Annotated in this window: 23 protein-coding genes; 9 read left to right on the top strand and 14 right to left on the bottom strand. The window is 63.8% G+C overall.

Going from position 1 to position 26,087, the window contains the following annotated elements; all coding sequences use genetic code 11:
* Positions 1 to 72 precede the first annotated feature (72 nt).
* Complete coding sequence (locus N551_RS0109140) at positions 73 to 1,044, bottom strand: TRAP transporter substrate-binding protein (RefSeq protein ID WP_027566713.1); 972 nt, start codon at positions 1,042 to 1,044, stop codon at positions 73 to 75.
* Positions 1,045 to 1,366: 322 nt separating this feature from the next.
* Here N551_RS0109140 and N551_RS0109135 point away from each other — a divergent pair, with 322 nt between their 5' ends.
* A complete protein-coding gene (locus tag N551_RS0109135) occupies positions 1,367 to 2,143 on the top strand; it encodes a cyclase family protein (protein WP_027566712.1) in 777 nt (258 codons plus the stop codon).
* Here the strand turns inward: N551_RS0109135 and N551_RS0109130 are convergent.
* Together N551_RS0109130 and N551_RS0109120 are read right to left on the bottom strand one after the other, a co-directional pair.
* A complete protein-coding gene (locus tag N551_RS0109130) occupies positions 2,140 to 2,868 on the bottom strand; it encodes a Crp/Fnr family transcriptional regulator (RefSeq protein ID WP_027566711.1) in 729 nt (242 codons plus the stop codon). The two genes, N551_RS0109135 and N551_RS0109130, sit on opposite strands and share 4 nt — an antisense overlap.
* A gap of 496 nt (positions 2,869 to 3,364) precedes the next feature.
* Positions 3,365 to 4,075 carry a helix-turn-helix domain-containing protein gene (locus N551_RS0109120; protein ID WP_027566710.1) on the bottom strand — a complete coding sequence of 237 codons (711 nt, stop codon included), beginning with the start codon at positions 4,073 to 4,075 and terminating at the stop codon, positions 3,365 to 3,367.
* Positions 4,076 to 4,223: 148 nt separating this feature from the next.
* On the opposite strand from N551_RS0109120, the gene N551_RS0109115 reads away from it, so the two are divergent.
* Complete coding sequence (locus N551_RS0109115; protein ID WP_027566709.1) at positions 4,224 to 4,541, top strand: c-type cytochrome; 318 nt, start codon at positions 4,224 to 4,226, stop codon at positions 4,539 to 4,541.
* A 6-nt stretch (positions 4,542 to 4,547) separates the two neighbouring features.
* Here the strand turns inward: N551_RS0109115 and N551_RS0109110 are convergent, their stop codons facing one another.
* Genes N551_RS0109110 through N551_RS0109100 form a run of 3 tightly spaced genes read right to left on the bottom strand, consistent with a single transcriptional unit; the run spans position 4,548 to position 7,561 of the window.
* Positions 4,548 to 5,651, bottom strand: a complete 1,104-nt coding sequence (locus N551_RS0109110; RefSeq protein WP_027566708.1) for an ABC-type transport auxiliary lipoprotein family protein — start codon at positions 5,649 to 5,651, stop codon at positions 4,548 to 4,550.
* A 3-nt stretch (positions 5,652 to 5,654) separates the two neighbouring features.
* Positions 5,655 to 6,422 (bottom strand): ABC transporter ATP-binding protein, encoded by a 768-nt coding sequence (locus N551_RS0109105; protein ID WP_027519252.1) that lies wholly within the window; start codon positions 6,420 to 6,422, stop codon positions 5,655 to 5,657.
* A 2-nt stretch (positions 6,423 to 6,424) separates the two neighbouring features.
* Complete coding sequence (locus N551_RS0109100) at positions 6,425 to 7,561, bottom strand: ABC transporter permease (RefSeq protein ID WP_027566707.1); 1,137 nt, start codon at positions 7,559 to 7,561, stop codon at positions 6,425 to 6,427.
* A gap of 175 nt (positions 7,562 to 7,736) precedes the next feature.
* Between N551_RS0109100 and N551_RS0109095 the strand changes: the two genes are divergently transcribed.
* Together N551_RS0109095 and N551_RS0109090 are read left to right on the top strand one after the other, a co-directional pair.
* Positions 7,737 to 8,012, top strand: a complete 276-nt coding sequence (locus N551_RS0109095; protein ID WP_027566706.1) for a hypothetical protein — start codon at positions 7,737 to 7,739, stop codon at positions 8,010 to 8,012.
* On the top strand, positions 8,013 to 8,501 hold the full coding sequence (locus N551_RS0109090; protein ID WP_027566705.1) for a hypothetical protein: 489 nt from the start codon (positions 8,013 to 8,015) through the stop codon (positions 8,499 to 8,501).
* A 7-nt stretch (positions 8,502 to 8,508) separates the two neighbouring features.
* Here N551_RS0109090 and N551_RS0109085 read toward each other — a convergent pair whose 3' ends face one another.
* Both N551_RS0109085 and N551_RS0109080 read right to left on the bottom strand, forming a co-directional pair.
* Positions 8,509 to 11,202, bottom strand: coding sequence for a bifunctional acetate--CoA ligase family protein/GNAT family N-acetyltransferase (locus N551_RS0109085; RefSeq protein WP_027566704.1), 2,694 nt, complete (start codon positions 11,200 to 11,202; stop codon positions 8,509 to 8,511).
* A gap of 70 nt (positions 11,203 to 11,272) precedes the next feature.
* Entirely contained in the window at positions 11,273 to 12,112 is an 840-nt protein-coding gene (locus N551_RS0109080) for a universal stress protein (RefSeq protein ID WP_027566703.1), read from the bottom strand.
* Positions 12,113 to 12,305: 193 nt separating this feature from the next.
* On the opposite strand from N551_RS0109080, the gene N551_RS0109075 reads away from it, so the two are divergent.
* Entirely contained in the window at positions 12,306 to 13,838 is a 1,533-nt protein-coding gene (locus tag N551_RS0109075; RefSeq protein ID WP_027566702.1) for a bifunctional aminoglycoside phosphotransferase/ATP-binding protein, read from the top strand.
* A gap of 12 nt (positions 13,839 to 13,850) precedes the next feature.
* Positions 13,851 to 14,822 carry a CHAD domain-containing protein gene (locus tag N551_RS0109070; RefSeq protein WP_027566701.1) on the top strand — a complete coding sequence of 324 codons (972 nt, stop codon included), beginning with the start codon at positions 13,851 to 13,853 and terminating at the stop codon, positions 14,820 to 14,822.
* On the opposite strand, the gene N551_RS0109065 is transcribed toward N551_RS0109070, so the two are convergent.
* Positions 14,819 to 16,666, bottom strand: coding sequence for an alpha/beta hydrolase (locus N551_RS0109065; RefSeq protein ID WP_027566700.1), 1,848 nt, complete (start codon positions 16,664 to 16,666; stop codon positions 14,819 to 14,821). The two genes, N551_RS0109070 and N551_RS0109065, sit on opposite strands and share 4 nt — an antisense overlap.
* A gap of 190 nt (positions 16,667 to 16,856) precedes the next feature.
* Between N551_RS0109065 and N551_RS0109060 the strand changes: the two genes are divergently transcribed.
* Positions 16,857 to 17,585, top strand: coding sequence for a CBS domain-containing protein (locus N551_RS0109060; protein WP_027566699.1), 729 nt, complete (start codon positions 16,857 to 16,859; stop codon positions 17,583 to 17,585).
* A 32-nt stretch (positions 17,586 to 17,617) separates the two neighbouring features.
* Here the strand turns inward: N551_RS0109060 and N551_RS0109055 are convergent, their stop codons facing one another.
* The 3 genes from N551_RS0109055 to N551_RS0109045 form a co-directional block, all read right to left on the bottom strand.
* The gene (locus N551_RS0109055; protein WP_027566698.1) at positions 17,618 to 18,076 is read right to left on the bottom strand and encodes a RidA family protein; all 459 of its coding nucleotides are present in this window, start codon (positions 18,074 to 18,076) and stop codon (positions 17,618 to 17,620) included.
* A 21-nt stretch (positions 18,077 to 18,097) separates the two neighbouring features.
* Positions 18,098 to 19,789 (bottom strand): benzoate-CoA ligase family protein, encoded by a 1,692-nt coding sequence (locus N551_RS0109050; protein WP_027566697.1) that lies wholly within the window; start codon positions 19,787 to 19,789, stop codon positions 18,098 to 18,100.
* A gap of 146 nt (positions 19,790 to 19,935) precedes the next feature.
* Positions 19,936 to 20,427: a MarR family winged helix-turn-helix transcriptional regulator gene (locus N551_RS0109045; protein ID WP_027566696.1), complete on the bottom strand. Its 492-nt coding sequence runs from the start codon at positions 20,425 to 20,427 to the stop codon at positions 19,936 to 19,938.
* 277 nt (positions 20,428 to 20,704) lie between these two features.
* Between N551_RS0109045 and N551_RS0109040 the strand changes: the two genes are divergently transcribed.
* Positions 20,705 to 21,880, top strand: coding sequence for an ABC transporter substrate-binding protein (locus N551_RS0109040; protein WP_027566695.1), 1,176 nt, complete (start codon positions 20,705 to 20,707; stop codon positions 21,878 to 21,880).
* Positions 21,881 to 21,909: 29 nt separating this feature from the next.
* A complete protein-coding gene (locus tag N551_RS0109035; protein ID WP_027566694.1) occupies positions 21,910 to 22,365 on the top strand; it encodes a cupin domain-containing protein in 456 nt (151 codons plus the stop codon).
* Between the two features lie 9 nt (positions 22,366 to 22,374).
* On the opposite strand, the gene N551_RS0109030 is transcribed toward N551_RS0109035, so the two are convergent.
* Positions 22,375 to 23,625, bottom strand: coding sequence for a flavin-dependent oxidoreductase (locus N551_RS0109030; protein WP_027566693.1), 1,251 nt, complete (start codon positions 23,623 to 23,625; stop codon positions 22,375 to 22,377).
* A gap of 55 nt (positions 23,626 to 23,680) precedes the next feature.
* Entirely contained in the window at positions 23,681 to 26,032 is a 2,352-nt protein-coding gene (locus N551_RS0109025; RefSeq protein ID WP_027566692.1) for a bifunctional salicylyl-CoA 5-hydroxylase/oxidoreductase, read from the bottom strand.
* Positions 26,033 to 26,087: the final 55 nt, after the last annotated feature.

Below are 26,087 nucleotides of genomic sequence, written 5' to 3'. Positions count from 1 at the left end.
CAAGTCTCCTTGCGCGCCTCCAACGCGTCGGTCCGGCGTCGCCAGTCGGCGCGCCGGACCAACGCTATGGTCTTACTTCGTGTCCTGGATACGCTTGACGAGGCCCTTCAGCTTCTCGTCACCGGCGAACTTGTCGTACACCGGCTTCATCGCGTCGACGAACTCCGCCTTGTTGGCGATCGTCACGACCTGAACGCCGGCCGCTTCAACGGTCTTGCGGGACGCCTGCTCGCGCTCGTCCCAGAGCTTGCGCATGACGGGAACCGATTCCTTCGCCGCCTTGCGGACCATCGCCTGGTCCTCCTTGCTCAGCGTGTCCCAGACCGTCTTCGACATCACGAGAACTTCGGGCGCCAGGGAGTGCTCGGTGACGTTGTAGAACTTGGCGGCCTCGAAATGGCGCGAGGACTCGTAAGAAGGCCAGTTGTTCTCGGCAGCGTCCACCAAACCGGTCTTGAGAGCGGTATAGACTTCGCCATACGGCATCGGGGTCGGATTGGCCCCGAGGCTCTGGATCATGCCGACCCACAGATCGGATTGCTGGACGCGAATTTTCAGACCCTTGACGTCCGCGAGCGACTTGATCGGTGCTTTGACGGTGTAGATGGACCGGGCGCCGCTGTCGTAATAGGCGAGGCCGATCAGGCCTGCGGGTGCCATGGCCGCCAGGATCTCGTCGCCGATCGGCCCGTCAAGAACGGTGCGCATGTGCTGCGTGTCCCGGAAGATGAAGGGCAGGCACAACGCGATCGTTTCCGGCACGAAGTTGTTCAAGGGCGATGCGTTGATCCGCATCATGTCGAGTGCGCCGATCTTGAGCTGCTCGATGGTGTCCTTCTCGGAGCCCAGCGCACCGTTGGGGAACACCTTCACGCCGAGCTTGCCGCCGCTCGCCGCTGCGAGCTGCTTGCCCATGAACTTGACGGCCTCGACGGTCGGATAATCGGCGGGATGGATGTCGGCGGAACGGAAATCGCGTGCGGTCGCCAAGGGGGCTGAGACCGCCAGCAGAGCGGCTGCGATGACGCCGGTAAGTATCTTCATCTGAGCTTCCTCCTGAGTTGATTATGTCGTTGGGCAGAGCTGCGGGCCGCCTTGGGTCGCTCCACTTCCGGTGTGAAGTCAAGCGCCATTGTCGTCCCTAGGGCGCGCGGCATTCTCTGTCCAAGCTAAATCCGGCATCGATCAATGCTAGAGTTGCATCGATGGATCAAGCCGGCTTTGGGCAGACAACCGGCCCATCGTCCAGTTTTTCCGAAATCATCTGGTCGTCCGGCGCGGGAAGCGTTCATGGGCGTTGCTTGACGACGCCGGTGCGGCCCCCTCAAGATGCTGCGAAACAAAACGACCATCCCGAGGAATGCCCATGCCGCGGAAGCTGATCGACATCTCCGTGCCGCTCAGAAACGACGTGACGGCCGATCCGCCGGGCAATCACCCGGCAATCCAGTACATAGATCACCAGCAGGGTCTGCCGCGGATGCTGCAGTTCTTCGAGGGCCTCACGGCACAGGACCTGCCGGACGGCCAGGGCTGGGCGGTCGAGCAGGTCTCGCTGTCGACTCATAACGGCACGCATCTCGATGCGCCCTGGCACTTCCATCCAACCATGAATCGCGGCGAGCGGTCATGGACGGTCGACGAGGTGCCGCTGGAATGGTGCTTTCAGCCCGGCGTGAAGCTCGACTTCCGTCATCTCCCCGACGGCTACGTGGCGAGCGCCGACGACGTCGAGAAGGAGTTGAGGCGGATCGGGCATGCGCTGTCGCCGCTGGAGATCGTCGTCGTCAACACCGCCGCCGGCGCCAGGTTCGGCCAAGCCGATTATGTCAGCTCGGGCTGCGGCATGGGCTATGAGGCCACCATGTATTTGCTCGAACGCGGCGTGCGGCTGACCGGCACCGACGGCTGGAGCTGGGACGCGCCTTTCGTCCATACCGCGAAGAAATACGCCGAAACGAAAGACGCCGGCCTGATCTGGGAGGGCCACAAGGCGGGGCGGCACATCGGCTATTGCCATCTCGAGAAGCTGCACAATCTCGACCAGCTGCCTTCGACCGGGTTCACCGTCTCGTGCTTTCCGGTGAAGATCGAGCGGGCCTCCGCAGGCTGGACCCGCGCCGTCGCGATCATCGACAGCTAGCTGTCGAGCCCGCTCTCGGCGAGTTCGCGCAAGGCATCCATATCGAGCACGACGATGGCGCCGTGCTCGAGGCGAACCCAGTTGCGGCCCGCCCAGGCGCGCAATTGCTTGTTGATGCTCTCGCGCGTCATCCCCACCATCTCGCTGATCTCCTGCTGCGTGATGACGAGCGTGCCGCTGCCGGAGTCGAACTTGCGCTCTTCGGTGAGCCCCAGCAGCGCGCTCGCAAGCCGGCCCGGCAGATTTTGCAGGATCACCTGCTCGACCTGCTGGCTGGTCCAGCGCAGGCGCGCGCAGAGCAGCTCGATGAATTTCATTGCGAGCGCCGGTTGGCTCTTCACGAACGGCAGGAAGTCCCGGCGATCGATGATGTAGAGCTCGCAATTGGTGTTGGCGGTCGCATCGGCCGACCTGGGGGCGCCGTCGAGCACCGCGATTTCGCCGAAGATCTCTCCGGGACCGATCAGATTGAGAATGGCGTTACGACCATCGGGCGATGAAGAGGAGATCTTCACCGTCCCCGTGATCACCGCAAACAGGTTGTTGCCGGGATCGCCCTTGGCGGCGATCGTCGCGCCGCGCTTCACCGTGGTGTGCTTGGCGTAACGGCAGAGCTGATCCAGCGCCTCCGGCCCCAGATCCGCAAAGATCGGGTGCTTGCGCAGGACCGATAATTTATTTCCCGCCGCTTGTCGGGGGTCGTCGCCGGTCTTGTCCTGAGGCACGCCACTGGGCTCCTAAGACTGCGAGGCACTGGGGTCCCTGCGTAGTCAGTGTAGCCCAGTTTTTCAACCGGAAAGCATGCTCCCTATTTGAGGCAAACGCGGCGAAAATGGCGCCGTCAGGCGTGAAGCCGGCAGCCGAAGGATGAGCCAATGCGTCCTAGGCGATGCAGAGTTGCAGGCGCCGCACGCCGCCTTGCGTTGAGGCGCTGCCAACCCTCCCGCACTCGCACGGCATCGCCCACGGCGCGGGCGCCGCAAATGCGACCGTGATCTCAGGAGCTTCGACGCTTGACGTCTGACTTGAGCGGGCCTGCGCTGGTTTGCCGGTCTGCCCAGGCCAGTGCCCCGGCGAATGTGACAAAGATTGCTACGACAATGATGCTCATAAGCAACGCGTCAGCCGGCATGATGCCCTCCCCTGTGGTTTCAGGCATTATTCGGGGCACGCGGCCGAATGCATTGATCCCGATCAAAATCGAGCCGCGCTGCGTCGGAATCAGGCTGCGGCCAAGGCCTCGACCTTCGCCGGATCGAGCAGGCTGATCCCGCCATGAATGATCTCGATCACGCCGTGGCGCTCCAGCTTGGTGAACGTGCGGCTGACGGTCTCGATGGTCAGGCCGAGGTAATCGGCGATGTCCTGGCGGCTCATCGGAAGCGGAACCGTGTCCGACGCCGCCTTCAGCGAAACCAGCCGCTCGCGCCAGCCGAGCAGAAAGGCCGCAACCTTTTCGTCCGCCGAACGGCGGCCGAGCAGGACCATGTGGTCCCGGGCCTGGTTCAGCTCGCGAATTGCCAGCTCGTTGATCCGCCTGAGGAGGTGCAGCCGGTCCTCGATGAAACGGCCGAAGGGTGCCTTCGCGAACTGGCATACGGTCACCGCGCCGATCGCATCGGCCGAAAAATTGTGCCTGCCCGAAATATTCATCCCCAGGAAATCGCCGGGCAAGGCAAAGCCCACGATCTGCCGGCGGCCGTCGGGCAGCAGCTTGTACAGCCGCATGACGCCCTCGAAGAGATTGTAGAACGAGGTCGTGATGTCCTCCTCGGAGAACACAGTCTCGCCCGAGGATAAATGGACGCGCCGGCCGAGATGCTCGAATTCCCGAAGCTCGACGGCGTCCAGCGACGAACAAACCGCTGATGAGCGGACGGCGCAATCGCTGCAGAGCTGCCAGTTCGGCTCAATCGTGACTACGGGCTTCATCGACCGCTCCAAGCGCCGGCTGCCCATCAGGCCCACCCCGTCGCGCGGATGCATTTTACTGCTCTGCGCCAAAGCCGGTTGACCCAGATCAATTTTGAAGGGAATCCCCGCCCTATTCTTCTCCCGGACTTAAACGGGGTCACTTTACATGCTGCAAGGAATGCTGCGTCACGGGTTGGTCGGGTTGCTTCTGATGACGCCTGCCCTGGCGGCCCCGACCGCCGAACAACGCGGCAAGGCCTTTGCGCGCGCCAATTGCGCGCGCTGCCACGCGATCGATCGTGCGTCGAACAGTCCGCTCAAGATCGCACCGCCGCTGCGAGCCCTGCACCAGCGCTATCCCATCGAGAGCCTTGGGGAGGCGCTGGCCGAGGGCATCAACACCGGCCACGCCGACATGCCGGCCTTCGAGCTCAGTCCGAACCAGATCCACGATCTCCTGTCCTACCTCAAGACCCTGGAATAGCCGCCCTCACACCGCCTGCACTGTCCAGCCGATCAGCTCCTTCGCGATGCGCGTGAAGGCCGTATCGAATGCTGCGACCGCCGCGGCCGGTTCGACCTTGTCGAGCTTTTCCCTGGTCTCGATGAGACGCGAGGCGACCACCTTGCCGTTCTTGTCGACGATCCGGGCCGACAGGCCGATCTCGACCCGTGTCTCTCCCTCGGTGGCAATGCGGAAGCGCCTGATGTCGATCAGCAGCTGATAGTCCGCCTGCCCGAGATCGGCCGTGCGCAACGGCGCATGGGCGATGTCGTAGTTCTCAAAACTGTCGATCAGCCGCGCCTGCACCAGCTTCGGAATGCTGTCGGCCCAGAGGAAGTCCGCAAAGCCCGGATTATCCCCGCCGGACGCGAACAGCATGCGCTGGGTCTGGAGCATGGCGACCGCCGTCGGCTCGGGAATGGCCAGTGACGCCGCGAGCGTCTTGGTCGCAGGACCGAGGTTCTGCGGCGTGAGCAGGTCATAGGTGACTTTCTGCGCCGGCGTTCCGCCGCCGGTCATCTTCTCCAGGCCCGCCAAAATGCCGTCAATCTTGCCGGTGTTGCGCGCAAGCCCGTCCGAGAAGGTCTTGAGATTGGCTATGGTGTCCTTCAGCGGGCCCGAATTGTCCTCCAGCACGGTATCGACCCGCCGCAGTGCATCACGCGCGGCCTGCGTCATGCTCTGCCCCGCTCCGGCCTCGGCAATCAGGGCCAGGGGCTCGCCGGATTTGGTGACGATGACGCCTCCCTCCAGCGTCACCACCGGCACGCCGGTCAACCCTTGGAAATCAAGCCCGACCTTGCTGTCGGCGCGCACCGGGGTGGTTGAAGCAACCGATATCGTCGCATTAACGAAGCGTGGATTGTCCGGCGCAAGCCCGAGCTGGGTGACCTCGCCGACGCGGATTCCGTTGAACAGCACGCCGGCGCCGACCAGAAGACCGGGCACCGGGCCCTGGAATTGCACGTGATAGCTCGTGCGCGGTCCGATGCCGCCGGTGTTGTTCAGCCAATAGACGAAGCCGAACACAGCGAGGATCGCCGCCAGGACGAAACTGCCGATCAGCACGTAGGGAGCGCGGGTTTCCATGTCTCATCTCATCTCGTGTTGCAGCATCTGCGAGCGCTTGCCGTGGAAATAGGCCCGCACCCAGGGATGCTCGGATTGCAGCAGCTCGCGCATCGGACCGATCGCCACGATCTTGCCGTCGGCGAGCGCGGCGACGCGATCGCAGACCGTGGTCAGGCTCGCCAGATCATGGGTGACCATGAACACGGTGAGGCCGAGGGTCTTTTGCAGGGTCCCGATCAGCGCGTCGAAATCGCCCGCCGCGATCGGATCGAGACCTGATGTCGGCTCATCCAGGAACAGGATCGGCGGATCAAGTGCGAGCGCGCGCGCCAGCGCGACGCGCTTGGTCATGCCGCCGGACAGCTCCGCCGGATATTTATCGGCGTCCTGCGCCCGCAGCCCGACCATTTCGAGCTTGGCGATCGCGATCTCGTCCATCAGCTCCTGCGACAGGACGAGATTTTCACGGAGCGGAAACTGGATGTTCTGCCGGACCGTCAGCGAGGAGAACAGCGCGCCCTGCTGGAACAGGATGCCCCATGTCGTGGCGGCGCCTTCGGTACGGCCGCCGATCGGCCGTCCCGTAACCTCGATGGTCCCGCCTTGGCGCGGGATGAGGCCGATGATGGTTCGCATCAACACCGACTTGCCACCACCGGACGCCCCCACGAGCCCGAGGATCTCACCCCGGCGCACGTCGAGGGACAGATGATCGAGCACGGTCTGCCGGCCGAAGCCGACCACGAGGTCGCGGACGCGGATCGCGAACTGCTCTTGCGATTCGCCCATGATCACATTCCGATCGAGGCGAAGAAGATCGCGAACAGGCCGTCGAGCACGATCACCAGGAAGATCGACTTGACCACCGACGTCGTGGTCTGTCGTCCCAGCGACTCGGCGCTGCCCTTCACGCGCAAGCCCTCGCTGCAGGCGACTACTCCGATCACCAGCGCCATGAACGGCGCCTTCAGGATGCCCACCTCGAAATGGGTGACCGAGATCGCCTCGTGCAGCCGCGCGATGTAGATCGCCGGCGCCATGCCGCCGTAGAACTGCGCGACCAAGCCGCCGCCATAGAGTGCGGCGATCGATCCGATGAAGGCAAGGATCGGCAGCGCAATCACCAGGGCCGCAACCCGCGGCAGGATCAGGACGTGGACGGGATCGAGGCCCATGGTCGAGAGCGCGTCGATCTCCTCGCGCATCTTCATCGAGCCGAGCTCGGCGGTGTAGGCGCTTCCCGAGCGGCCGGCGACCATGATGGCGACGATCAGCACGCCGAGCTCGCGCAGCACCAGGATGCCGACCATGTCGACGGTGTAGGACTCCGCGCCGAACCTGCGGAAATGGAAAAATCCCTGTTGGGCGATGATGGCGCCGATCAGGAAGGTGATCAGCACGACGATGGGGATGGCCTGCCAGCCGATGCGGTAGAGCTGGTAGATCAGCGATGTCAGTCGCAGCGAGCGCGGCCGGCGCAGCACGCCGATCAGGGCCATGAACAGCTCACCCAGCATTTGAAGAAAGATCGTGATGTCTTCGCGCGCGCCGACCGTGGACTTGCCGAGATCGTTCAGCCTGAGCAGAACAGGGTTGGGTGCAGGCGCCGGCGGCGGGGTGTGGCGGTTGACCTGGCGCACCTCGTCCATCAGGCCACTGAAATGGTCGGCGACACCGATAAACTCGGCCGATCTACCGGACGATGAAGCCCTGCGCGACAGCTTTTCCAGGACCCAGGCGCCAAGCGTGTCGAGCGCGCTGACGCCCGACATGTCCAAGGTCACGGCTCTGGATTGATCGACGTCCGCCCCAACCGACCGGGACAATGTCTCCAGCATCGACACGTTCGCGGCAATCCACGGCCCTTCCGGGCACAATTTCAGCTCTTCGCCGGAGGGCGTTGCCAGCAACAGCGGTTCGGAGTTCACGCTTCCACCTCATCGGGACAACCGGGTCCCCATTCAGCCGGTCATTCTAGGCCAGCATGTGGCAGCCGGTTTGACCTGTCTCAAGACCACGACGCGTCTGCCTTCTTGACGCAAATCAAGCCCGGTCGGGCCGGTGAGTCCTAGGTTTGTTTCCATTAACGGGGAAATCAGATCCATGTTCGACAGCGACAGGATGAGCGAAGAACTGCGCACGCTGAAGCTTGACGTCACACGCTTGCTGAGCACGGCCGGCGAGGAGATGTTCGACAGTTCGAAAGACCGCGCGGAGGCGCTTGCCGATCAGATCAGGGCCGCGCTCGCCGAGCTCGGCGAGACCGTCGACGAGGAGCAGCAGCAGCTTCAGGGCCTCATTGCGGACCGCCCGATCACATCACTTGCCTCGGCCTTCGCGCTCGGCGTGGTCGTCGGCTTTATGCTGCGGAGGCACTAGGTGAACACCGAAAATGTCGTCAAACATCTGCGTGTGCTCTGGCGTACCGACAGGATCATCGCGGACATCAGGCTGCGCCACCTGCTGATCGGCCTAGGCCTGCGCGCCTTTGCGGCGCTGATCGCCGCGTTCGGGCTCCTGATGCTGGAGCTGTCCGCCTATTTCGCACTGGTGCAGATGTGGAGTGCCATTGGCGCGGCGGCCATCCTCGGCGCCGTCAATTTTGCCATCGCCGCAATTCTCTTTGTGATTGCCGGCCGGCCTCCTGCAGGCCGCGACATCGAACTCGCCAACGAGATTCACGGCGCATCCATCGAAGCGCTTCAGCTCGAGGCACGCACATTCCAGGCCCAGGTGTCGGCGGCCGTGCACCATCCGCTCGGCACGATCGTGCCCGTGCTGGTGCCGCTGATTGCGGTCCTGGTCAAGACTTTGCGGAGAACGGCCAAGGACTCCGCCGCGGCAAATCCGGCCGAAGCGCGCTCATAGCGGGCGCTCAAAGTTTCAGCCTGACGTCGCAAATATCCGGCTCGGTCGGATCCGGCTTCACCTCGAAGCCGAGCTGCCGGCACATTTCGAGCATCGTGGTGTTCTCCCTGAGAACATCACCGGAGATCGCTTTGAGTCCCTCCGATCTCGCGTAGTCGATGATCAGCTGCATCAGGGCCCATCCCAGCCCCTTGCCCTTGAGATCCGACCGCAGCAGGATCGCATATTCACCGCTCTCGTAGATCGAGTCCGAATGGAGTCGGACCACGCCAACCATCTCACCTGTCGCCTCGTCGAACGCGATAAAGGCCATTGCGCGGGCGTAGTCGAGCTGGGTCAGGCGCGCGATGAACTCGTGGGTGAACTCCTTCATCGGCGCGAAGAAACGCAGGCGAAGGTCGTGCGCCGTGACATGACGCAGAAATGCGTGGATGGTCGGCTCGTCCTCCGGACGCAGCGGCCGCGCGAAGATCCGCCAGCCCTCTTTGAGCTTGAGGCGGCGCTCCCATTGCGACGGATAGGCCCGAACGGCGAAGTTGGCGGCGCCGGAGCCCGCAAACTTCCGTTGCGGTGGCCCGACCGCGACGCGAGCGTCGACCGCGGTCACGCCGGTTTCGTCCGCCAGCAGCGGATTGATGTCGAATTCACGGATCCCGGGAATGTCGGCGGCCATCTGCGCCAGCTTGACCAGGACCATGGCGACCGCGTCGGGCTTCACCGCCGGCACGTCCCGGTAAGCGCGAAGCAGCCGTGACACGCGCGTGCGGTCGATCAGGTCGCGGGCCAGCTGCAGATCGAGCGGCGGCAGCGCAAGCGCCTTGTCGTTTATGATCTCGACCGCGGTCCCGCCGCGGCCGAACACCACGACGGTGCCGAAGGTGGGATCGTCGGCGAGGCCCAAGATCAACTCGCGCGCCTTCGCCTTCACGACCATCGCCTGCACGATGACGCCCTCGATGCGAGCTTCGGGGCGCAGCTTCCCCGCCCGGGCGAGAATGTCGGTGGCGGCGGCGCGGACCGCCTCGACCGTCGTCAGATTGAGCACGACGCCGCCGACATCGGATTTGTGGACGATGTCGCGCGACATGATCTTCAGCACGACCGTGGCGCCTTGCGCAAGGATGTCTTTCGCGTAGGCCACCGCCTGCTCGACATCGGCCGCGGCGTATGTGGGCACCATCGCGATATCGTAGGCTTCGAGCAGGTGCTTGATCTCGACGGGTTCGAGCCATTGGCGGCCGTCGGCGATGGCAGCAGCTATGATCTGTTTTGCAGCACGCGCGTCCGGCACGAAAGTCTCGGGCATCGCCGGTGGAACCTGGCTCAGCTCCTCCACGACTTCGCGGTGCCTCACGAGGTACATGAAGCCGCGCACGGCGTCATCCTCGGTCGGATAGTTCGGGATGCCCCCACCGGACAGTGTTTCGATGATGTTCTGGTCTGCTCCGATCCACGAGGCGAGCACGGGCTTGGCCCGACTGCGGTGCTTCTCGCGATATGCCTTGACCCGTTCGGTCACCATCGTTGCGATATCGGCAGCCGAGGCGATCGCGGTCTGCACGTTGAGAACGAGGACCGCATCGTTGTCGGGATCGGCGAGCAACACCTCGAGCGCCGCCGCATAGCGCGACGCATCGGCGTCGCCCACGATGTCGACGGGATTTGCGCCGGACCAGGTCGGCGGCAGCGCGTCATCGAGTTTCTTGCGGGCGTCGGCCGAGATGGCTGCCGGAATGCCGCCGAGCTCGACCAATCGGTCAATGGCGAGGACGCCGATGCCGCCGCCATTGGTCAGGATGGCGAGGCGCTTTCCCGCCGGCGACTCGACGCGGCCGAGCGTCTCGGCGCAATCGAACAGCTCGCGCAGATCGGCGACCCGCAGGACGCCCGCGCGCCGGAACGCCGCGTCATAGACGGCGTCGGCGCCGGCGAGTGCACCGGTATGGGTGGCGGCCGCCTTCGCGCCCTGCGCCATTCGGCCGGACTTCACCACCACGACCGGCTTCACACGCGCCGCGGCTCGCGCGGCCGACATGAACTTGCGCGCGTCCTTGATGGCTTCGATGTAGAGCAGAATCGCGCGGGTCTTGTGATCCATCGCAAAATGGTCGAGCAGATCGGCAACATCGACGTCGATTTGATCGCCGATCGAGACGATGCCGGAGAAGCCGACGCCGCGCTGCGCGGCCCAATCGACCATGCCGGCCGCGATCGCGCCTGATTGCGAGATCAGCGCGAGATTCCCCGACCCCGGCATGTGCGCGGCAAAACTGGCATTGAGGCTTACGCCGGGCATCATGATGCCCAGGCAGTTCGGCCCGATCAGCCGCATGCCGTATCTGCGGGCCGCAGCGATGGCGGCTTCCTGCAGGGACCCCGGTCCGTGACCGAGCCCGGCCGAGACGATCAGGGCGCCCGCCGAGCCGCGTCGCCCGGCTTGATCGACGATGCCGGGAACCGCGCGCGCCGGCGCGGTGATGATCACGAGCTCGGGTACGAACGGCAATTTGTCGAGGCTGTCCACGGCCGCGACGCCGCCGATCTCGGCATGGCGCGGATTGACGAGGCCGAACTGTCCCGAGAATCCAGCCTTCTGAATGTTCTCCAGAACGGCGCGTCCAACGGACACCGGGCGGGCGCTCGCACCGACGAGCGCGACCGAACGCGGCGACAGCAGGTTCTTCAGACGATAGGTTGACATGAAAGCAAATGCGCCCGGTCGGTGGCGGTTCCGATGGTTGACGATCAAGCCCGATAAACTGGCGACCCGCCTAGTACGAGAGCATAACCCAGCACGGTGGCTCGCCAATGACGGTCTTTGTCACACCGCCCCAAACGATCTCGTTCAGGCGCGAATGATGGTAAGCGCCCATCACGATTGCATCGATGGCATGGGAATTCGCCCAGCTTCCGAGCACCTTGCCAATCGAGCTGCCGCTGCCCGTCGTGGTTTCGAACGAGGCGTAGACCCCATGTTCCCTCAAATGATCGACCAGAGCCGTCCCGGATTGCACGATCGCGTCTGACTTGTCGTCCGCCACGGTCACGACGCGGACCAGGGCTGCTGCCTGAAGGATAGGCAGCGCGTCGCCGACCGCACGCGCCGCACGCGCGGAGTGATCCCAGGCGATCATGACGTTCTCGAATCCCGGTCGCAGTTCGTCCACATGCTGCTCCGGGCAAAGCAGCACTGGCCGCCCGGATTCGAACAGGAGCGTCTCGATGATGTGCTCGGTTCGGCTGTCGTGCTGCTTCACGGGGAGCAGCGTGAGATCGCTGAAGCGTCCGTGCTCGGCCAGCACTGAGGCGATCTGGTCTGCCGGCACCTTGGCCGACCGGCTTTGAGCGCGAATGCCGGTGCGGGAGGTTGCGCGGGTGAACGCGCCCAGGAGATCCTGCGTGTCGCCCGCCCCAAGCGGCCCGTTTGCCTCGGCCGCATCGGAATCATCGGGGAGCATCACCTTCGGCCGCACGAAGACATCCTCCTCGAGGGCAAGCGCGGTGATCCTGGCGCCGAGGTCGGCGGCAACGGCCACGCATTTCTCGATCGCAGCAAGGGCCGGGCCGCGTGGCTGGCCTACGAGCGGCAGAAAGACGTCCTTGATCGGCATCGGGATTCTCCTCAGGCGCCAGAATAGGCTGGCTTTGGTCGGGACGCTTGATCCTCGTCAAGCCCGGGAACTTCGACCGGCCGGAAGGAAACAGGCGTTGACCGAAGTCAAGGACTGGCCGCGATCTGCTTCTATGGATTACCCTGATCGCGGGGCGAGCCGCCTTCCGACGCATCTGGACGTACCAGCTGGAATGACAGACGATTCTGCGACTCAGGGCCGGATCTTTGCGGCGCTCACCAATTCCGCGGATCATCCAAACGTGACGCGGATCGATACGCACGCCGCTTCAGTCTTCCTCGAAGGTAGACGCGCCCTGAAAATCAAGCGCGCCGTGAAATTTCCATTCCTCGATTATTCGACGCTCGAGAAGCGCAAGGCGGCGTGTGAGAAGGAGATCAGGATCAACCGGGCGCTGGCGCCGCAGATCTATCACCGCGTCGTGGCGATCACGGAACAGTCCGATGGATCGGTGAAGGTCGACGGAAGCGGCCGGCCGATCGAGTATGCAGTCGAGATGTTGCGCTTCGACGAAAGCCGGACGCTGGATCATCTGGCCAAGGCCGGAGCGCTGGATGACACTTTTGCTTCGGCTGTCGCCGACGCGATCGCCGCTTCGCATGCGCAGGCTGTTCGCGCCGACGGCAGCCCATGGGTTTCCTCCTTCCCCGGCCTGATCGATGGCAACAGCAATGGCCTGCGGACCGGCAATCATTTCGAAGGCGAAGAGATCGCGGGACTCGGCAGAGACTCGCACGCAATGTTCCTCCGCCTCCGGCCTTTGCTCGAAGAGCGCGGCCGTCAAGGCTTCGTCCGCCGCTGCCATGGCGACCTGCATCTTGCGAACATCGTGTCGATCGACGAGAAGCCGGTGCTGTTCGACGCCATCGAATTCGATGCGCAGATGGCAACCACCGACGTGCTCTACGATCTCGCATTCGGATTGATGGACCTGTTGCACCACGGTCAGGCACGCGCGGCCAACATCGTGCTGAACCGTTATCTCGCCGGGACTTCGGTCGAGAATCTCGACGCGCTCTCCGCACTGCCACTGTTCATGTCCATCCGGGCGGCGATCCGCGCCCAGGTCGCGCTGGCACGGCTGAAGCCGCCGCATTCCGATGATCCCAGCATTCTCGACGGGGCGCGACGCTATTTTGGCCTGGCCCGCGCGCTGATCCAGCCGCCGGCTCCCCGGCTAATTGCAGTCGGCGGATTGTCAGGCACCGGAAAGACGATCTTGGCACGCACGCTCGCGTTGGACGTTTCGCCGCAGCCGGGCGCAGTCGTGCTGCGCAGCGACCTCGCCCGCAAGCAGATGTTTGGGGTCGAGGACACGGACCGGCTGCCGGCATCCGCATACACGCCGGAGGTCACGGCCCGCGTTTACAACATGTTGGCTCGGCACGCCGGTCGGGTGCTGGAGCAAGGCCATTCAGCGATCATCGACGGCGTGTTCGCCCGTGAGGACGAACGAGACGCGGTTGCCGCACTGGCGCGCGAGCGTAACGTGCCGCTGAGCGGCCTGTTTCTGGTTGCGGACCTTGCGACCCGGCAGGCGCGGATCGGAGGCCGCCGGGGCGACGCATCCGACGCCACGCAAGAGGTTGCCGCGCTGCAAGAGCACTATAATATCGGCCATGTCGGTTGGGCGACCATCGATGCATCCGGGACGCAAGAGCAGACGCTCCAGAACTGCCGGGACGCGATCGCCGAGATCAAGTAAGGCAATCTGCAAATGGCGCGACCCAGCACGAGTTCGACGGCCGCGCGCGTCAAGCCTGCGGCAAGGCGCAATGCCCTGCCCGGCCGCCTCAGCCCCGGCATGGTCTGCGACACGGCGTTCCGGATCATCGCCCGCCGTCACCTCGCCGCCGTTCTCGCCCAGCATGACGGCACCTGCCGCGGCGATCCCGAGGCACTGCACCAGATCCGGATTGCACTGACGCATCTGCGCACCGCGATCCGCTTCTTCTCGCCGATGGTCGATGACGCCCTTCGGCCGGAGGTCTGGACCGAACTGAAATGGCTGAACAGCCAGCTCGGCATGGTGCGGGACCTCGACGTGGCAATCGAGCGGGTCATCGCCGAGAGTGGAGGCGAGTTGACGGTGATTGCCGAGCTCCAGCATTGGGACGAAAAGCGCGCCGAGAGCCATCGCCAGTTGGCGCGCGCGCTGCAATCCGCGCGGTATCGCCGTCTCGTCGAGCAGACGTCAGCCTGGATCGAGAGCGGCCCCTGGTCGACCCGGCGCAGCAAGGAAGCTATCAGGCTACGCCGCTGCACGCTCGCCGACCACGCAACAGCGAAACTCACGCAATGGGAAAAGACGCTGCTCAAGACAGCGCGCAAGCTCCGCAAGCTTGATGTCGAGAAACGGCACAAGCTGCGGCTTCTCAACAAGCGGCTGACCTATTCGATCGAGTCGCTCGAGGACCTGTTCGCCGACGAGTCGCTGACCAAGCAGAAGTCGATCCTCAAGCAATTGCGCAAGGCGCAAAAGTCCCTCGGACAACTGAACGACGATGCGCGAGGTCAGGCCTTGGCGGCGTCGTTGAACGAGGCCGTCCCCGAGGCGGGCATTCGCTTCCTCAATCGCAAGCGCGAAAGGAAACTGTTGCGGATCGCTTCGGACGCCTACCGGAAACTCGACAACGCCAAGCCGTTCCGCTCCGCCGACCTTGCGCCGAATGCGGGGTCTGAGGATTAGGTGTGGACGTAGTCTCCCGGCGCGTCGGGCAGACCGTCAAGGTCTCCGCCTCCGATTTGCGGCGGATCGCAGGGCGTCCCGGAGTGTGCGGCCAGCCACTCGGCCCATTCCGGCCACCACGATCCCTCGACGTGCGGTGCCAGCTTCAGCCATTCGTCCGGGCCGACATAGCGCGCATCGGCGGCCTTGATCAGCACCTGATAGCTGTGGCCGGGTTCGTCCGGCGGGGCGACGACGCCGGCATTGTGGCCGCCGCTGGTCAACACAAAGGTCACGTCGGCATCGACCTGATAGTGGATCTTGTAGACCGATCGCCACGGCGCCACGTGATCGGCGAGCGTGCCGACCACGAACATCGGCGCATGGATATCGGAAAGCGAGACGCTCTTGTCCTTGACACGATAGCGGCCCTCGGCGAGATCGTTGCCCAGGAATAGCTTTCGCAGATACTCCGAATGCATGCGATAAGGCAGCCGCGTGGCGTCGGCGTTCCAGGCCATCAGGTCGCTCGGTGGCGCGCCCTCGCCCATCAGATAGTCGTGCGACAGCCGCGACCAGATCAGTTCGTTGGAGCGCAACAACTGGAACGCGCCGGCCATCTGCGTCGTGTCCAGATAGCCCCGCTGCCACATCAGGTCCTCGAGAAAGGCGACCTGGCTCTCGTTGACGAAAAGCGTCAGCTCGCCGGCCTCGGTGAAATCCGTCTGTGCGGCAAGCAGGGTGGTCGTGCACAGTCGCTTGTCGCCATCGCGTGCCATCGCAGCCGCAGCGATCGACAGCAATGTGCCACCCAGGCAGTAGCCGAGCGCATGGGTCTTCCGGCCCGGCAGGATCCGGCCGATCATGTCAAACGCCGCCATGACACCCAGCTTGCGATAGTCGTCGAAGGCAACATCCCGGTCTTTGGCATCCGGATTTCGCCAGGAAATCGCGAATACGGTGAAGCCTTGGCCGGTCAGATACCTCACCAGAGAATTCTGCGGCGACAGATCGAGGATGTAGTACTTCATGATCCAGGCGGGCACGATCAGGATTGGCTCGGGTCGCACTTGAGCCGTCGTCGGATGGTACTGGATCAGCTCGATCAACGCATTGCGATAAACGACCTTGCCCGGCGAAGCTGCGACCGTCTTGCCGACGATGAACTGTTCGTCGCCCGCTGGCCTTGCGGCGGAGAGCAGGCGCATCAGGTCGCTGCACCAGTTCTGCCAGCCGAATACGAAATTCTCCCCGCCGCTCCGGAACGCCTTCTCCAGCACTTGCGGATTGGTCGCCGTGAAATTCGACGGCGCCAGCATGTCGAGCATCTGATGCATCGAGAATTCGACGATGGCTTCATTTGCGTGCGACACGCCGCGTACGCCGGTCGTGGCATCGTGCCACCAGCGCTCTCCGAGCAGGAACGCCTGCGCAAGCAGATTGAACGGTGCGGCTTCCCACTGCGGCCCCCTGAAGCGACGATCCCGTCCCTGCGGTGCAATCACGGACCACGGCTTTTGCGACGTCGCATGCGCGGCGGCTTCCAGGAACTGGCCCATGTCGCGAAGGACATTGCGCGACATCTCCACCTGACGCTGCGGCGCGGCAGCCAGATGAGAGCTCCAATCGAGCCAGGCGAGCAACAAGGCCAGCGGCGAAATCCCGCCCGTCAACCGCGCCAGCATCGCATGAAACGCGCGATCGAGAGGGTATGGCTCCGATACAGGCAGGGGATCTGCGGCGACGGGCATTCCAGCCGGCGTTTCGGGGCCGGTCGTAGAGGCTTCTGGCTCAACGATAGGATTGACGGAGAGAGCCTGCGCGGCCGGCCCTTCGGACCTTGGAAATATCTGCACGACGCTCATGGCTGAATGTTCCTGCCGGCTTCTTGGCTGCGTGGCAGCAGGATATGGCGAGGCTTGGGATGCGCGTTGAGCTGCATCAAGTCCGGGCATCGGAAAGAGCCCCGCTTCACCCCTTGACCTGCGTCAAGCCGCAGCACGACGCGAGAGTTAGGTTTTGCGCATCGACATCGACAAGCCAGCGGAGTCTGCCATGCGCGCCCATCAGATCATGACCCGGTCGGTCATCTCGGTTACGCCCGACACCAGCATCGTCGAGGCGGCAAACATCATGCTGAAGCGGCATGTCAGCGGTCTCACGGTCGTGGACAATGCCGGCAAGCTGGTCGGCGTGGTCTCGGAAGGCGACTTCATCCGCCGCAGCGAAATCGGCACGGGACGCAAGCGCGGGCGCTGGCTGCGGTTCATTCTCGGATCCGGCAAATCGGCCAGCGACTTCGTCCACGAGCACGGCCGCAAGGTCACGGAGGTGATGACCTCTTCACCGGTGACCATCACCGAGGATACGGCGCTTGCCGAGATCGTCGATCTCATGGAGCGGAACAACGTGAAGCGTCTCCCGGTAATCCGCGGCGACAAAATCGTCGGCATCGTGTCGCGCGCGAACCTGCTCCAGGCGGTGGCGGACCTCGCCCGAGACGTACCCGACCCGACCGCGGACGACGATCACATTCGCAGCCGCATCATCGATACCATGGAGAAGAACGACTGGTGCCCGTTCGGGCTGAACGTCATCGTCCGCGACGGCATCGTTCATCTCAGCGGCGTCATCACCGAGGAGCGCGTGCGACAGGCCGCGGTCGTCGCAGCGGAGAACGTCAACGGCGTGAAGAAGGTGCACGACCATCTCTGCTGGGTCGACACCATGTCAGGAATATACCTGAACTCGCCCGAAGACGATGACCTCGCCAAGGCGAGCTGACCAAGGCAAGCTGACCGCGCACCGATCGCAGTTCAGCGCGGAATGACGGCGGTGGCTTCGATTTCGACGCGCGCCGTCTTCTCGACGAGGCGGACGACCTGAACCAGCGCCATCGCCGGGTAGTGCGCGCCGAAGATGGTGCGGTAGGCCTTGCCGAGCTCTTTCAGGTTCGTCAGGTACTCGTCCATGTCGACGACGTACCAGGTCAGGCGCACCAGATGCTCGGGCTGCGCGCCGGCCTCCGCGAGGATCGCGGCGATGTTGCCTAGGGTTTGGCGCACCTGCGCGACAAAACCCTCCGCGAGACGCTCCTCGGCATCCCAGCCGATGACACCGCCAGTGACGACGATGCGTCCCTCGGCGGCCATGCCGTTGGCATAGCCTTTCGGCACCGGCCAACCGGACGGTTGGAGCACCTGCGCCCTGGCGCGGGTTTCGTCCTCAGCTGCTGTCGGCAGCACCGCAAGCTGCGGGCTTTTCGGCGTCGTCACGGACAATTCTCTATCCTTCTCTCATTCCGCCGCGACGCCGGAGGACGTCACCGCGGTCTGCGCCAGTTGCCGCAGGGCAAAGCGCTTTAACTTGCCGGTCTCGGTCTTCGGTAGTTGCGTCACGAACTCGATCGCGCGCGGATATTTGTACGGCGCGATCTCGCGTTTGACATGCTCCTGCAACGCAGCCACGAGCTCGGCATCCGGCGTTACGCCCGGCGCGGCAACGACATAGGCCTTCACGATCATGCCGCGCGCCTCGTCCGGCGCGCCGACGACCCCGCACTCCAGGACGGAGGGATGTGTAAGCAGCGCCGCCTCGACGTCCGTGCCTGCGATGTTGTAGCCGGCCGACACGATCATGTCGTCCGAGCGCGATTGGTACCAGAAATAGCCCTCGCTATCCATCAGATAGGTATCGCCCGTGATGTTCCAGCCGTTCTGGACGTATTTGCGCTGCCGCTCGTCGGCGAGATAGCGGCAACCTGTCGGCCCGCGTACCGCGAGCCTTCCCATCGTGCCCGGCGGAACGTCATTGCCAGAATCATCGACGATCTTCGCTTCATACCCCGGCACCGGCTTGCCCGTCGCACCGGGGCGGATCTCGTCCTCGGTCGCGCTGATGAAGATGTGCAGCAGCTCGGTCGAGCCGATGCCGTCCATCAGCTTGATGCCGGTCGCCTTCAGCCAGGCATCGAATGTCGGCTTGGGCAGCGTCTCTCCGGCGGACACGCATTTGCGAAGCGAGGAAATATCGCGGCCCGGAAGCTTGCCGATCATCGCCCGGTACGCGGTCGGCGCGGTGAAACAGACCGTGGTCTTGTACTGCTCGATCGCATTCAGAATGTCGTCGGGCGCCGTCTTCTCAAGAACGACGAACGAGGCGCCGATGTGCATTGGAAACAGCACGCCGCCGAAGCCAAACGTGAAGGCGAGCGGTGCCGAGCCGACGAAGCGATCCTTCTGCTCCGCGCGCAGGATGTTGCGCGCATAGCCATCGCAGACCGCCAGCATGTCACGGTGGAAATGCATGGTGCCCTTGGGATCGCCGGTCGTGCCCGACGTGAACGCAATCAGGCAGACGTCGTCGGAGGCGGTATCGACAGCCCTGAACTCCGGACTTGCATCCTCCATCAGCGATTCGAGCGAGTCGCTGCCGCCATTGCCCCAATAGACCACGCGCTCGAGGCCGGGGGCTGCGGCTTTCGCCTTCTCCATTTCGTCGGCGAGCTTGCCGTCGCAGAGCGCGAGCGTGATCTCGGCCTTCTGGATCGGATAGGACAGCTCCTTGGCACGCAACAGCGGCATCGTCGCGACGACGATGCCACCGGCCTTGATCACTGCCAGATAGGTCGCGACCATCATCGGATTGTTGGCCGAACGCAGCAGCACGCGTCCGCCGGTGACGAGACCAAGCTTGCCGACCAGCACATTGGCGATGCGGTTCACGACCGTTTGCAGCTCACGATAGGTGTAGCTGACGGCGGGGCTGATCACGCAAGGAGCGTCGCCATGTCCCTGCTCGACCCAGCGGTCGAGGAAATAGCTGACGCAGTTGAGGCGGGGCGGATACTGCAGTTCCGGTCGCGTGAAGATGAATTCCGGCCAGAGCTCGGCTGGCGGAAGATGCTGCCGCGCGAACGTATCGACATGGGCTGTCGCGGCGTTATCGTCACGCGAGCCCGAGACTTGAACCTTGGCGGCGTTGGCCATCGCACGCTCCTTTCAGCATGGAAAGCACCCGGCAGCACTCACTCGAAAACATTTTAGGCTTAAAGCAATTTCGTGCAATAGCGGATTTTGGGCATCCCGTGCTTTTTCCGGCGGCAAATGGGATTGGTGGGCGCGTCAGCCGCGCACTAGGCCCGGCGGCGACCGGCCGATTTCTGCGCAGATGCCTTGGTCTTGGCGAGCAGCCGCATCAATTCGCGCACATCCTTCGGCGTCAGGTCGGCGAAAAGATCGGCGATCCAGGTCTCGTGTTCCGCGGCCATTCTGCGAAACTCGGCGCGACCGAGTTTGGTCAGCCGGATCACCTGGACGCGGCGGTCGGTCTCCGACGTGCGGCGGTCGAGATGACCGGATTCCACGAGGCGCTCGACGAGACCGGTGACGTTGCCGTTCGACACCATCATGCGCTTGGAGACGTCGGACAGCGTCATGCCGTCGGGTGCCTTGTCGAGCTGCGCCATCAGGTCGAAACGGGGCAATGTGACGTCGAAGCGCTGCCGCAACCGGCCACGGACCTCGCCCTCGATCAGCGTCGTGCAGGTCAAGAGGCGCAGCCACAGCCGAAGCTCTTCGGCGTGATCCTCCGGAGTCTCGACGGCCTTGGTCTCGGAATCGAGCATGTTGATGCAGTCACTCACGGCCTAGCATTGGCGCCCGGCACGGATTCCCAACATTTCGAGCTTCAAATAAATCGAAGCCGGCTGCAAGCCTAAAGCCGCAACAATCGATCGCATCCCGATTTCTTTAGGCTTCAAATAATTGGCGCGCCGCTTGCATGCGCCGCTGTCCGCAGATGACGACGCTTTGAGCTCGCTTGCCGCGGCAGCAATCATCGGCATAAACTTGGATTGGAGTAGCGGCTTGCAGCGCAAGTCCTGTTGTCACGGGGGACAGATCATGAAGACGCAAATGACGTTGGCCGCAGCCGCCTGGCTGCTTGGCACCGCGGTGAGCCCTTCCCTCGCCCAGGAGAAAATCAAGCTGGGTGTGATCGTGACCCTGTCGGGACCCGCCGCCGCGCTCGGCCAACAGGTTCGCGACGGCTTTGCGCTCGGAATGAAGGATCTCGGCGGCAAGATGGGCGGCCGCGATGTCGAGGTCGTCGTGGTCGACGACGAATTGAAGCCGGACGCAGCGGTTACCAAGGTCAAGGGCCTTCTGGAGCGCGACAAGGTCGACTTCGTGGTCGGCCCGATCTTCTCCAACATCCTCCAGGCGATCCACCGGCCGGTCACGGAATCGAAAACCTTCCTGATCAGCCCCAATGCCGGCCCGTCCACGTTTGCCGGCAAGGATTGCAACCCGTTCTTCTATGTGACCTCGTATCAGAACGATCAGGTGCACGAAATCCTCGGCAAGGTCGCGCAGGATCGCGGATACAAGCGCATGTATCTGATGGTGCCGAATTATCAGGCCGGCAAGGACTCGGTGGCGGGCTTCAAGCTCGACTACAAGGGCGAGATCGTCGAAGAATCCTACATGCCGCTCAACACGCTGGACTTCCAGCCGGAGCTTTCCAAGATTTCATCGCAGAAGCCGGATGCGCTCTTCACGTTCATGCCTGGCGGCCTCGGGGTCAATCTCGTCAAGCAATACCGGCAGGCTGGCCTTGCCGACAGCATTCCGGTGCTCTCGGCTTTCACGGTGGATGAATCGACGTTGCCGGCGCAGCAGGACGCGGCCGTCGGCATGTTCGGCGGCGCGAACTGGGCGCCCAATCTCGACAATCCCCAGAACAAGAAGTTCGTCGCCGCCTACGAGGCCGCCTATAACGGCGTGCCCGGTACCTACGCCTTCCAGGCGTATGATGCCGCGATGCTGATCGACAGCGCCGTCAAGGCCGTGAAGGGCGACCTCTCCAACAAGGACGCGGTCGCGGCCGCTCTGAAAAAGGCCGACTTCACCTCGCTGCGCGGCGCCTTCAAGTTCAACACCAACGGTTATCCGATCCAGGATTTCTACCTGACCAAGGTCGCCAAGCGCGCGGACGGCAAGTTCCAGACCGAGATCGTCCAGAAAGTCTTTGAGAATTACGGCGACCGCTACGCCAAGGACTGCAAGGCGGCGAACTAAGCCGCACGTCGCGTCGAGGGAGGATCACGATGAAAAGCGAAATCACCGGCATCACACGGGCCAATGAGGGGATCCAGGGCATCTCCTGGAACATCCTCGGCCAGACCTATGTCCCGAAGAGCAACACGGAGCACAGCTTCTCCTGGCATGCGACGCTGCCGCCGGGCACGTTCGTGCCGCCGCACATTCATCCGGACCAGGATGAATATCTCTACATGCTGGAGGGCAAGCTCGATTTCATGCTCGGCAATTCCGAGTCGCAGGCGACCGCGGGCGACCTGATCCGGCTCGGCATGGGCGTGCCGCATGGCATCTTCAACAAATCGGATCAGACCGCGAAGGTGTTGTTCTGGGTGTCACCGACCCGCAAGCTGTTCGACCTGTTCTGGGGCCTTCACAACATGAAGGAACAGAAGCCCGAGGACGTGGTGGCGATGGCCGCCGAGTTCAACATCCACTTCCTGCCGCCGCCTCCCGGCGGCTAGCAGCGCATCTCAAGCCCGCACCGCCGCAAGTCCCGGCACTGCGGCGAAGCCGGCCTTGGTGGCATAGCCGCGCACGATCGCCTCGCGCTGGGAATAGCTCAGCACGTTGTCGACGTTGTCGAAACCATCAGGCGCGAGCTGCTCGACGGCGTCGATGACGCCCTCGGGGCCGCCGCGCCGGTTGGAGCGGACGATATCTGCGGTCATGGGCAGGCGCTTCTTCTCGTATTCAAGCAACGCCTGGCGCGGATGCTCGGCGCGCACCAGCGCGTCGGCAAGGCAGCGCGCGTCGAGGATGGCCTGCGAAGCGCCGTTGGAGCCAACCGGATACATCGGATGCGCGGCATCGCCGAGCAGCGTCACTCTGCCGGACGACCAATAGGGCAACGGATCGCGGTCGCAGGTCGGATATTCGTAGAACTCGGGCGTGGCCGAGATCAGGCTCTTCACGTCGACGTAAGGCACCGAAAAGCGCGCCACATGCGGCATCAGCTCCTCGCGACGGCCCGGCCGCGACCAGTCTTCCTTCCGCGGCGGCGGCGCGTTGCCCTCGCCGACCCTCACCAGCACCGCCCAATTGGTGAGACGGCTCGCCGGGCTCGATCCCTCCGCGATGGGATAGATCACCACCTTGGCGTTGAGCCCGCCGGCGACGATCATCGACTTGCCGGTAAGGAATAGCGGCCAATCCCGCGCACCGCGCCACAGCATCAGGCCGTTCCAGCATGGCGGCCCCTCGCTGGGGAACAGCGTGTCACGGACCCGCGAATGGATGCCGTCGGCACCAATCAGGATGTCGCCGCGCGCGGTATGGATGTGCGCGCCTGAGCGGTCGAAGAAGTAAGCGGTCACGCCGCCCTCGTCCTGCGTGAAGGCGCCGAGGCGGCAGCCGGTGTGGATGGCCTCCGGCCCGAGCCGCTCCTCGACGGCCCGATGGATGACGCCTTGAAGGCGGCCGCGGTGGATCGAGAATTGCGGCACATCGTGGCCGGCGTCGATGCCGCGGGCCTCGCGCCAGACTTCCTGGCCGTGACGGTTAAGGTAATAGAGCTGGTCGGTGCGGATCGCGACATCGTCAAGCTGCTGCAGCAGACCGAGGCCTGCCAGCTCACGCATGGCATGGGGCAGCGTGTTGATGCCGACGCCAAGCTCGCGGATGGTGTCGGACTGCTCGAAGATCTCGCAAGCGAGGCCCCGCGAGCGCAGCATCAATGCGGTGGTGAGACCACCGATACCGCCGCCGACGATAATCGCCTTCATCGCCCTCACTCCACTCGGTACACACCAGGCAATGCGGCCAAAGTCGCACGGGCGGTCACTCGGCCGCAAGCGGCTTTGTCGCCTCCGCCTTGAGCTCGGCCCGGGTCTTGGGCTTAGCCTTAATTCTCAGCTCCTCGAGATCCTGCCGGTCGCGCACGCTGTTGCGGAAAATCTGATCTTTTCCGGGAAGATATTGCGGCGGGCAGAACGCGTCGTCCGCCCCGTACCAGGCTGCCGCCCTCATGGTGAAGGAGGGATCGACCAGATGCGGCCGCCCGAGCGCGACGAGGTCAGCCCGGCCGGCAGCCAGGATGGTGTTGGCCTGGTCCGCCGTCGTGATGTTGCCGACGCACATCGTGGCCACGCGCGCCTCATTGCGGACCTGGTCGGAGAACGGGGTCTGGAACATGCGGCCATAGATCGGCTGCGCATCGCGCACTGTCTGCCCGGTCGAGACGTCGACGAGATCGACGCCCGCCTCGGCAAAAGCCCGCGCGATCGCCACTGCGTCATCGCCGCCGATGCCACCCTCGGCCCAGTCGGTCGCGGAAATGCGCACAGACATCGGCTTGTGCGACGGCCATATGGCCCGCAGCGCCTCGAAGATTTCGAGCGGGAAGCGCAGGCGGTTTTCGAGCGAGCCGCCATACTCATCCGCGCGTCTATTCGTCAGCGGCGAGATGAAGCTCGCAAGCAGATAGCCGTGGGCGCAGTGCAGTTCGAGCATGTCGAAGCCACAGCGTTCGCCGCGCTCGGCCGCCGCGACGAAAGCGTCCTTCACTGCATTCATGCCGGCGCGATCGAGCTCGCGCGGAACCTGGCTGTCGGGGAAATAGGGCAGCGGCGATGCCGAACACACCTCCCAGCCGCCCTCCTCGAGAGGACGGTCCATGCCGTCCCACATCAGCTTGGTCGCACCCTTGCGCCCGGCGTGCCCCAACTGCAGGCAGATTTTTGCGGCTGAATTGGTATGTACGAAATCAACGATGCGCCGCCATGCAGCCTCCTGCTCGTCATTCCACAGTCCTGCGCAGCCCGGCGTGATCCGCGCCTCACGGCTGACGCAGACCATCTCGCTGAAGATCAGGCCGGCGCCGCCGATCGCGCGCGATCCGTAATGCACCAGATGGAAATCGGTCGGCACGCCCTCCTTCGCCGAATACATGCACATCGGCGACACCACGGCGCGATTGGCGATCTCCATCTCACGCAGCCGGAAGGGCTGGAACAGCGGCACCATCGGCTTCTCGGTGTCGACTTCGAAACCGCTGTCACGAACACGCTTGGCAAACGATCTTTCGACCTCCGCCACGAAGTCAGGAGCGCGAAGCTTCAGATTATCGTAGGTGATCGCCTTCGAGCGCGTCATCACGCCGAAGGCAAACTGCACGGGATCGAAATCCCAGAAGCGGTCGACATGCTCGAACCAGACCAGCGAGACGTCCGCGGCGTGCTGCGTCTTCTCGACCTCCTCACGCCGCCCGTGCTCATAGACGTCCAGCGCCTCCTTGATGCTGGGCGCCTTCTCCATCGCCTCTGCCAGCGCAATCGCGTCTTCCATCGCGAGCTTGGTGCCCGAGCCGATCGAGAAATGCGCGCTCGCCTTGGCGTCGCCGAGCAGAACCATGTTGTCCTTGACCCAGCGCTTGCTGCGGATCATCGGGAAGTTGCGCCACGTCGAACGATTGGTGAGCAGTTGATGCCCATCGAGGAACCAGCCGAAGATCTCGGCCATTCGCGCAGCCGACTGGGTCTCGTTCAGCCCCGTCAGCCCGGCGCGTTCGAACGTCTCCGGATCGGTCTCGAAAATCCAGGTCGAGTGCCCGGCTTCATATTGATAGGCATGGGCGATGAACGGTCCCCACTCCGTCTCCTGGAAGATGAAGGTGAAGGCATCCAGCGGCCTGGTCGAACCCATCCAGGCGAACTTGTTGGCACGGAGATCGACTTCCGGCGCGAAATGATCGACATATTTGTCGCGGAAGCGGCTGTTGATGCCGTCTGCGACCAGGACCAGATCGGCGTCAGCGAAGCGGGATTCGTCCTCGACATCCGCCTCGAAGTTCAGGATGACGCCCAGTTCTCGCGCGCGCGCCTGCAGGATCAGGAGCAGCTTCTGCCGCGAGCAGCCACAAAAGCCGTTGCCGCCGACCCGATGGACCGTTCCGCGGAAGTGCACCGCGATGTCGTCCCAATAGGCGAATTCCTGGGTGATGCGGCGATAGCTCGGAGGGTCGTGCTTCTCGAAATTATCGAGCGTGGCGTCGGAGAACACCACGCCGAAGCCGAAGGTGTCGTCGGCGCGGTTGCGCTCGTACACCGCGATCTCGGCGCTCGGTCGCTGCTTCTTCAGCAGGATTGCAGCATATAGACCCGCAGGTCCGCCACCGATGATCGCGACTTTCATGGGAGCCTCGCCAATTCAACCCGGCGAAACTATTTTAAGCCTAAAATAATCTCGC

The sequence above is a fragment of the Bradyrhizobium sp. URHA0013 genome (assembly GCF_000518345.1).
Lineage (GTDB): Bacteria > Pseudomonadota > Alphaproteobacteria > Rhizobiales > Xanthobacteraceae > Bradyrhizobium.
This window is presented reverse-complemented; position numbering and strand designations above follow the sequence as displayed.

Excerpts from the sequence above, each read along its gene's own strand:
- N551_RS0109140 (WP_027566713.1), bottom strand. The coding sequence starts at position 1,044 with ATGAAGATACTTACCGGCGTCATCGCAGCCGCTCTGCTGGCGGTCTCA.
- N551_RS0109135 (WP_027566712.1), top strand. The coding sequence starts at position 1,367 with ATGCCGCGGAAGCTGATCGACATCTCCGTGCCGCTCAGAAACGACGTG.
- N551_RS0109120 (WP_027566710.1), bottom strand. The coding sequence starts at position 4,075 with ATGAAGCCCGTAGTCACGATTGAGCCGAACTGGCAGCTCTGCAGCGAT.
- N551_RS0109115 (WP_027566709.1), top strand. The coding sequence starts at position 4,224 with ATGCTGCAAGGAATGCTGCGTCACGGGTTGGTCGGGTTGCTTCTGATG.
- N551_RS0109110 (WP_027566708.1), bottom strand. The coding sequence starts at position 5,651 with ATGGAAACCCGCGCTCCCTACGTGCTGATCGGCAGTTTCGTCCTGGCG.
- N551_RS0109105 (WP_027519252.1), bottom strand. The coding sequence starts at position 6,422 with ATGGGCGAATCGCAAGAGCAGTTCGCGATCCGCGTCCGCGACCTCGTG.
- N551_RS0109095 (WP_027566706.1), top strand. The coding sequence starts at position 7,737 with ATGTTCGACAGCGACAGGATGAGCGAAGAACTGCGCACGCTGAAGCTT.
- N551_RS0109085 (WP_027566704.1), bottom strand. The coding sequence starts at position 11,202 with ATGTCAACCTATCGTCTGAAGAACCTGCTGTCGCCGCGTTCGGTCGCG.
- N551_RS0109080 (WP_027566703.1), bottom strand. The coding sequence starts at position 12,112 with ATGCCGATCAAGGACGTCTTTCTGCCGCTCGTAGGCCAGCCACGCGGC.
- N551_RS0109075 (WP_027566702.1), top strand. The coding sequence starts at position 12,306 with ATGACAGACGATTCTGCGACTCAGGGCCGGATCTTTGCGGCGCTCACC.
- N551_RS0109070 (WP_027566701.1), top strand. The coding sequence starts at position 13,851 with ATGGCGCGACCCAGCACGAGTTCGACGGCCGCGCGCGTCAAGCCTGCG.
- N551_RS0109065 (WP_027566700.1), bottom strand. The coding sequence starts at position 16,666 with ATGAGCGTCGTGCAGATATTTCCAAGGTCCGAAGGGCCGGCCGCGCAG.
- N551_RS0109060 (WP_027566699.1), top strand. The coding sequence starts at position 16,857 with ATGCGCGCCCATCAGATCATGACCCGGTCGGTCATCTCGGTTACGCCC.
- N551_RS0109050 (WP_027566697.1), bottom strand. The coding sequence starts at position 19,789 with ATGGCCAACGCCGCCAAGGTTCAAGTCTCGGGCTCGCGTGACGATAAC.
- N551_RS0109045 (WP_027566696.1), bottom strand. The coding sequence starts at position 20,427 with ATGCTCGATTCCGAGACCAAGGCCGTCGAGACTCCGGAGGATCACGCC.
- N551_RS0109040 (WP_027566695.1), top strand. The coding sequence starts at position 20,705 with ATGAAGACGCAAATGACGTTGGCCGCAGCCGCCTGGCTGCTTGGCACC.
- N551_RS0109035 (WP_027566694.1), top strand. The coding sequence starts at position 21,910 with ATGAAAAGCGAAATCACCGGCATCACACGGGCCAATGAGGGGATCCAG.
- N551_RS0109030 (WP_027566693.1), bottom strand. The coding sequence starts at position 23,625 with ATGAAGGCGATTATCGTCGGCGGCGGTATCGGTGGTCTCACCACCGCA.
- N551_RS0109025 (WP_027566692.1), bottom strand. The coding sequence starts at position 26,032 with ATGAAAGTCGCGATCATCGGTGGCGGACCTGCGGGTCTATATGCTGCA.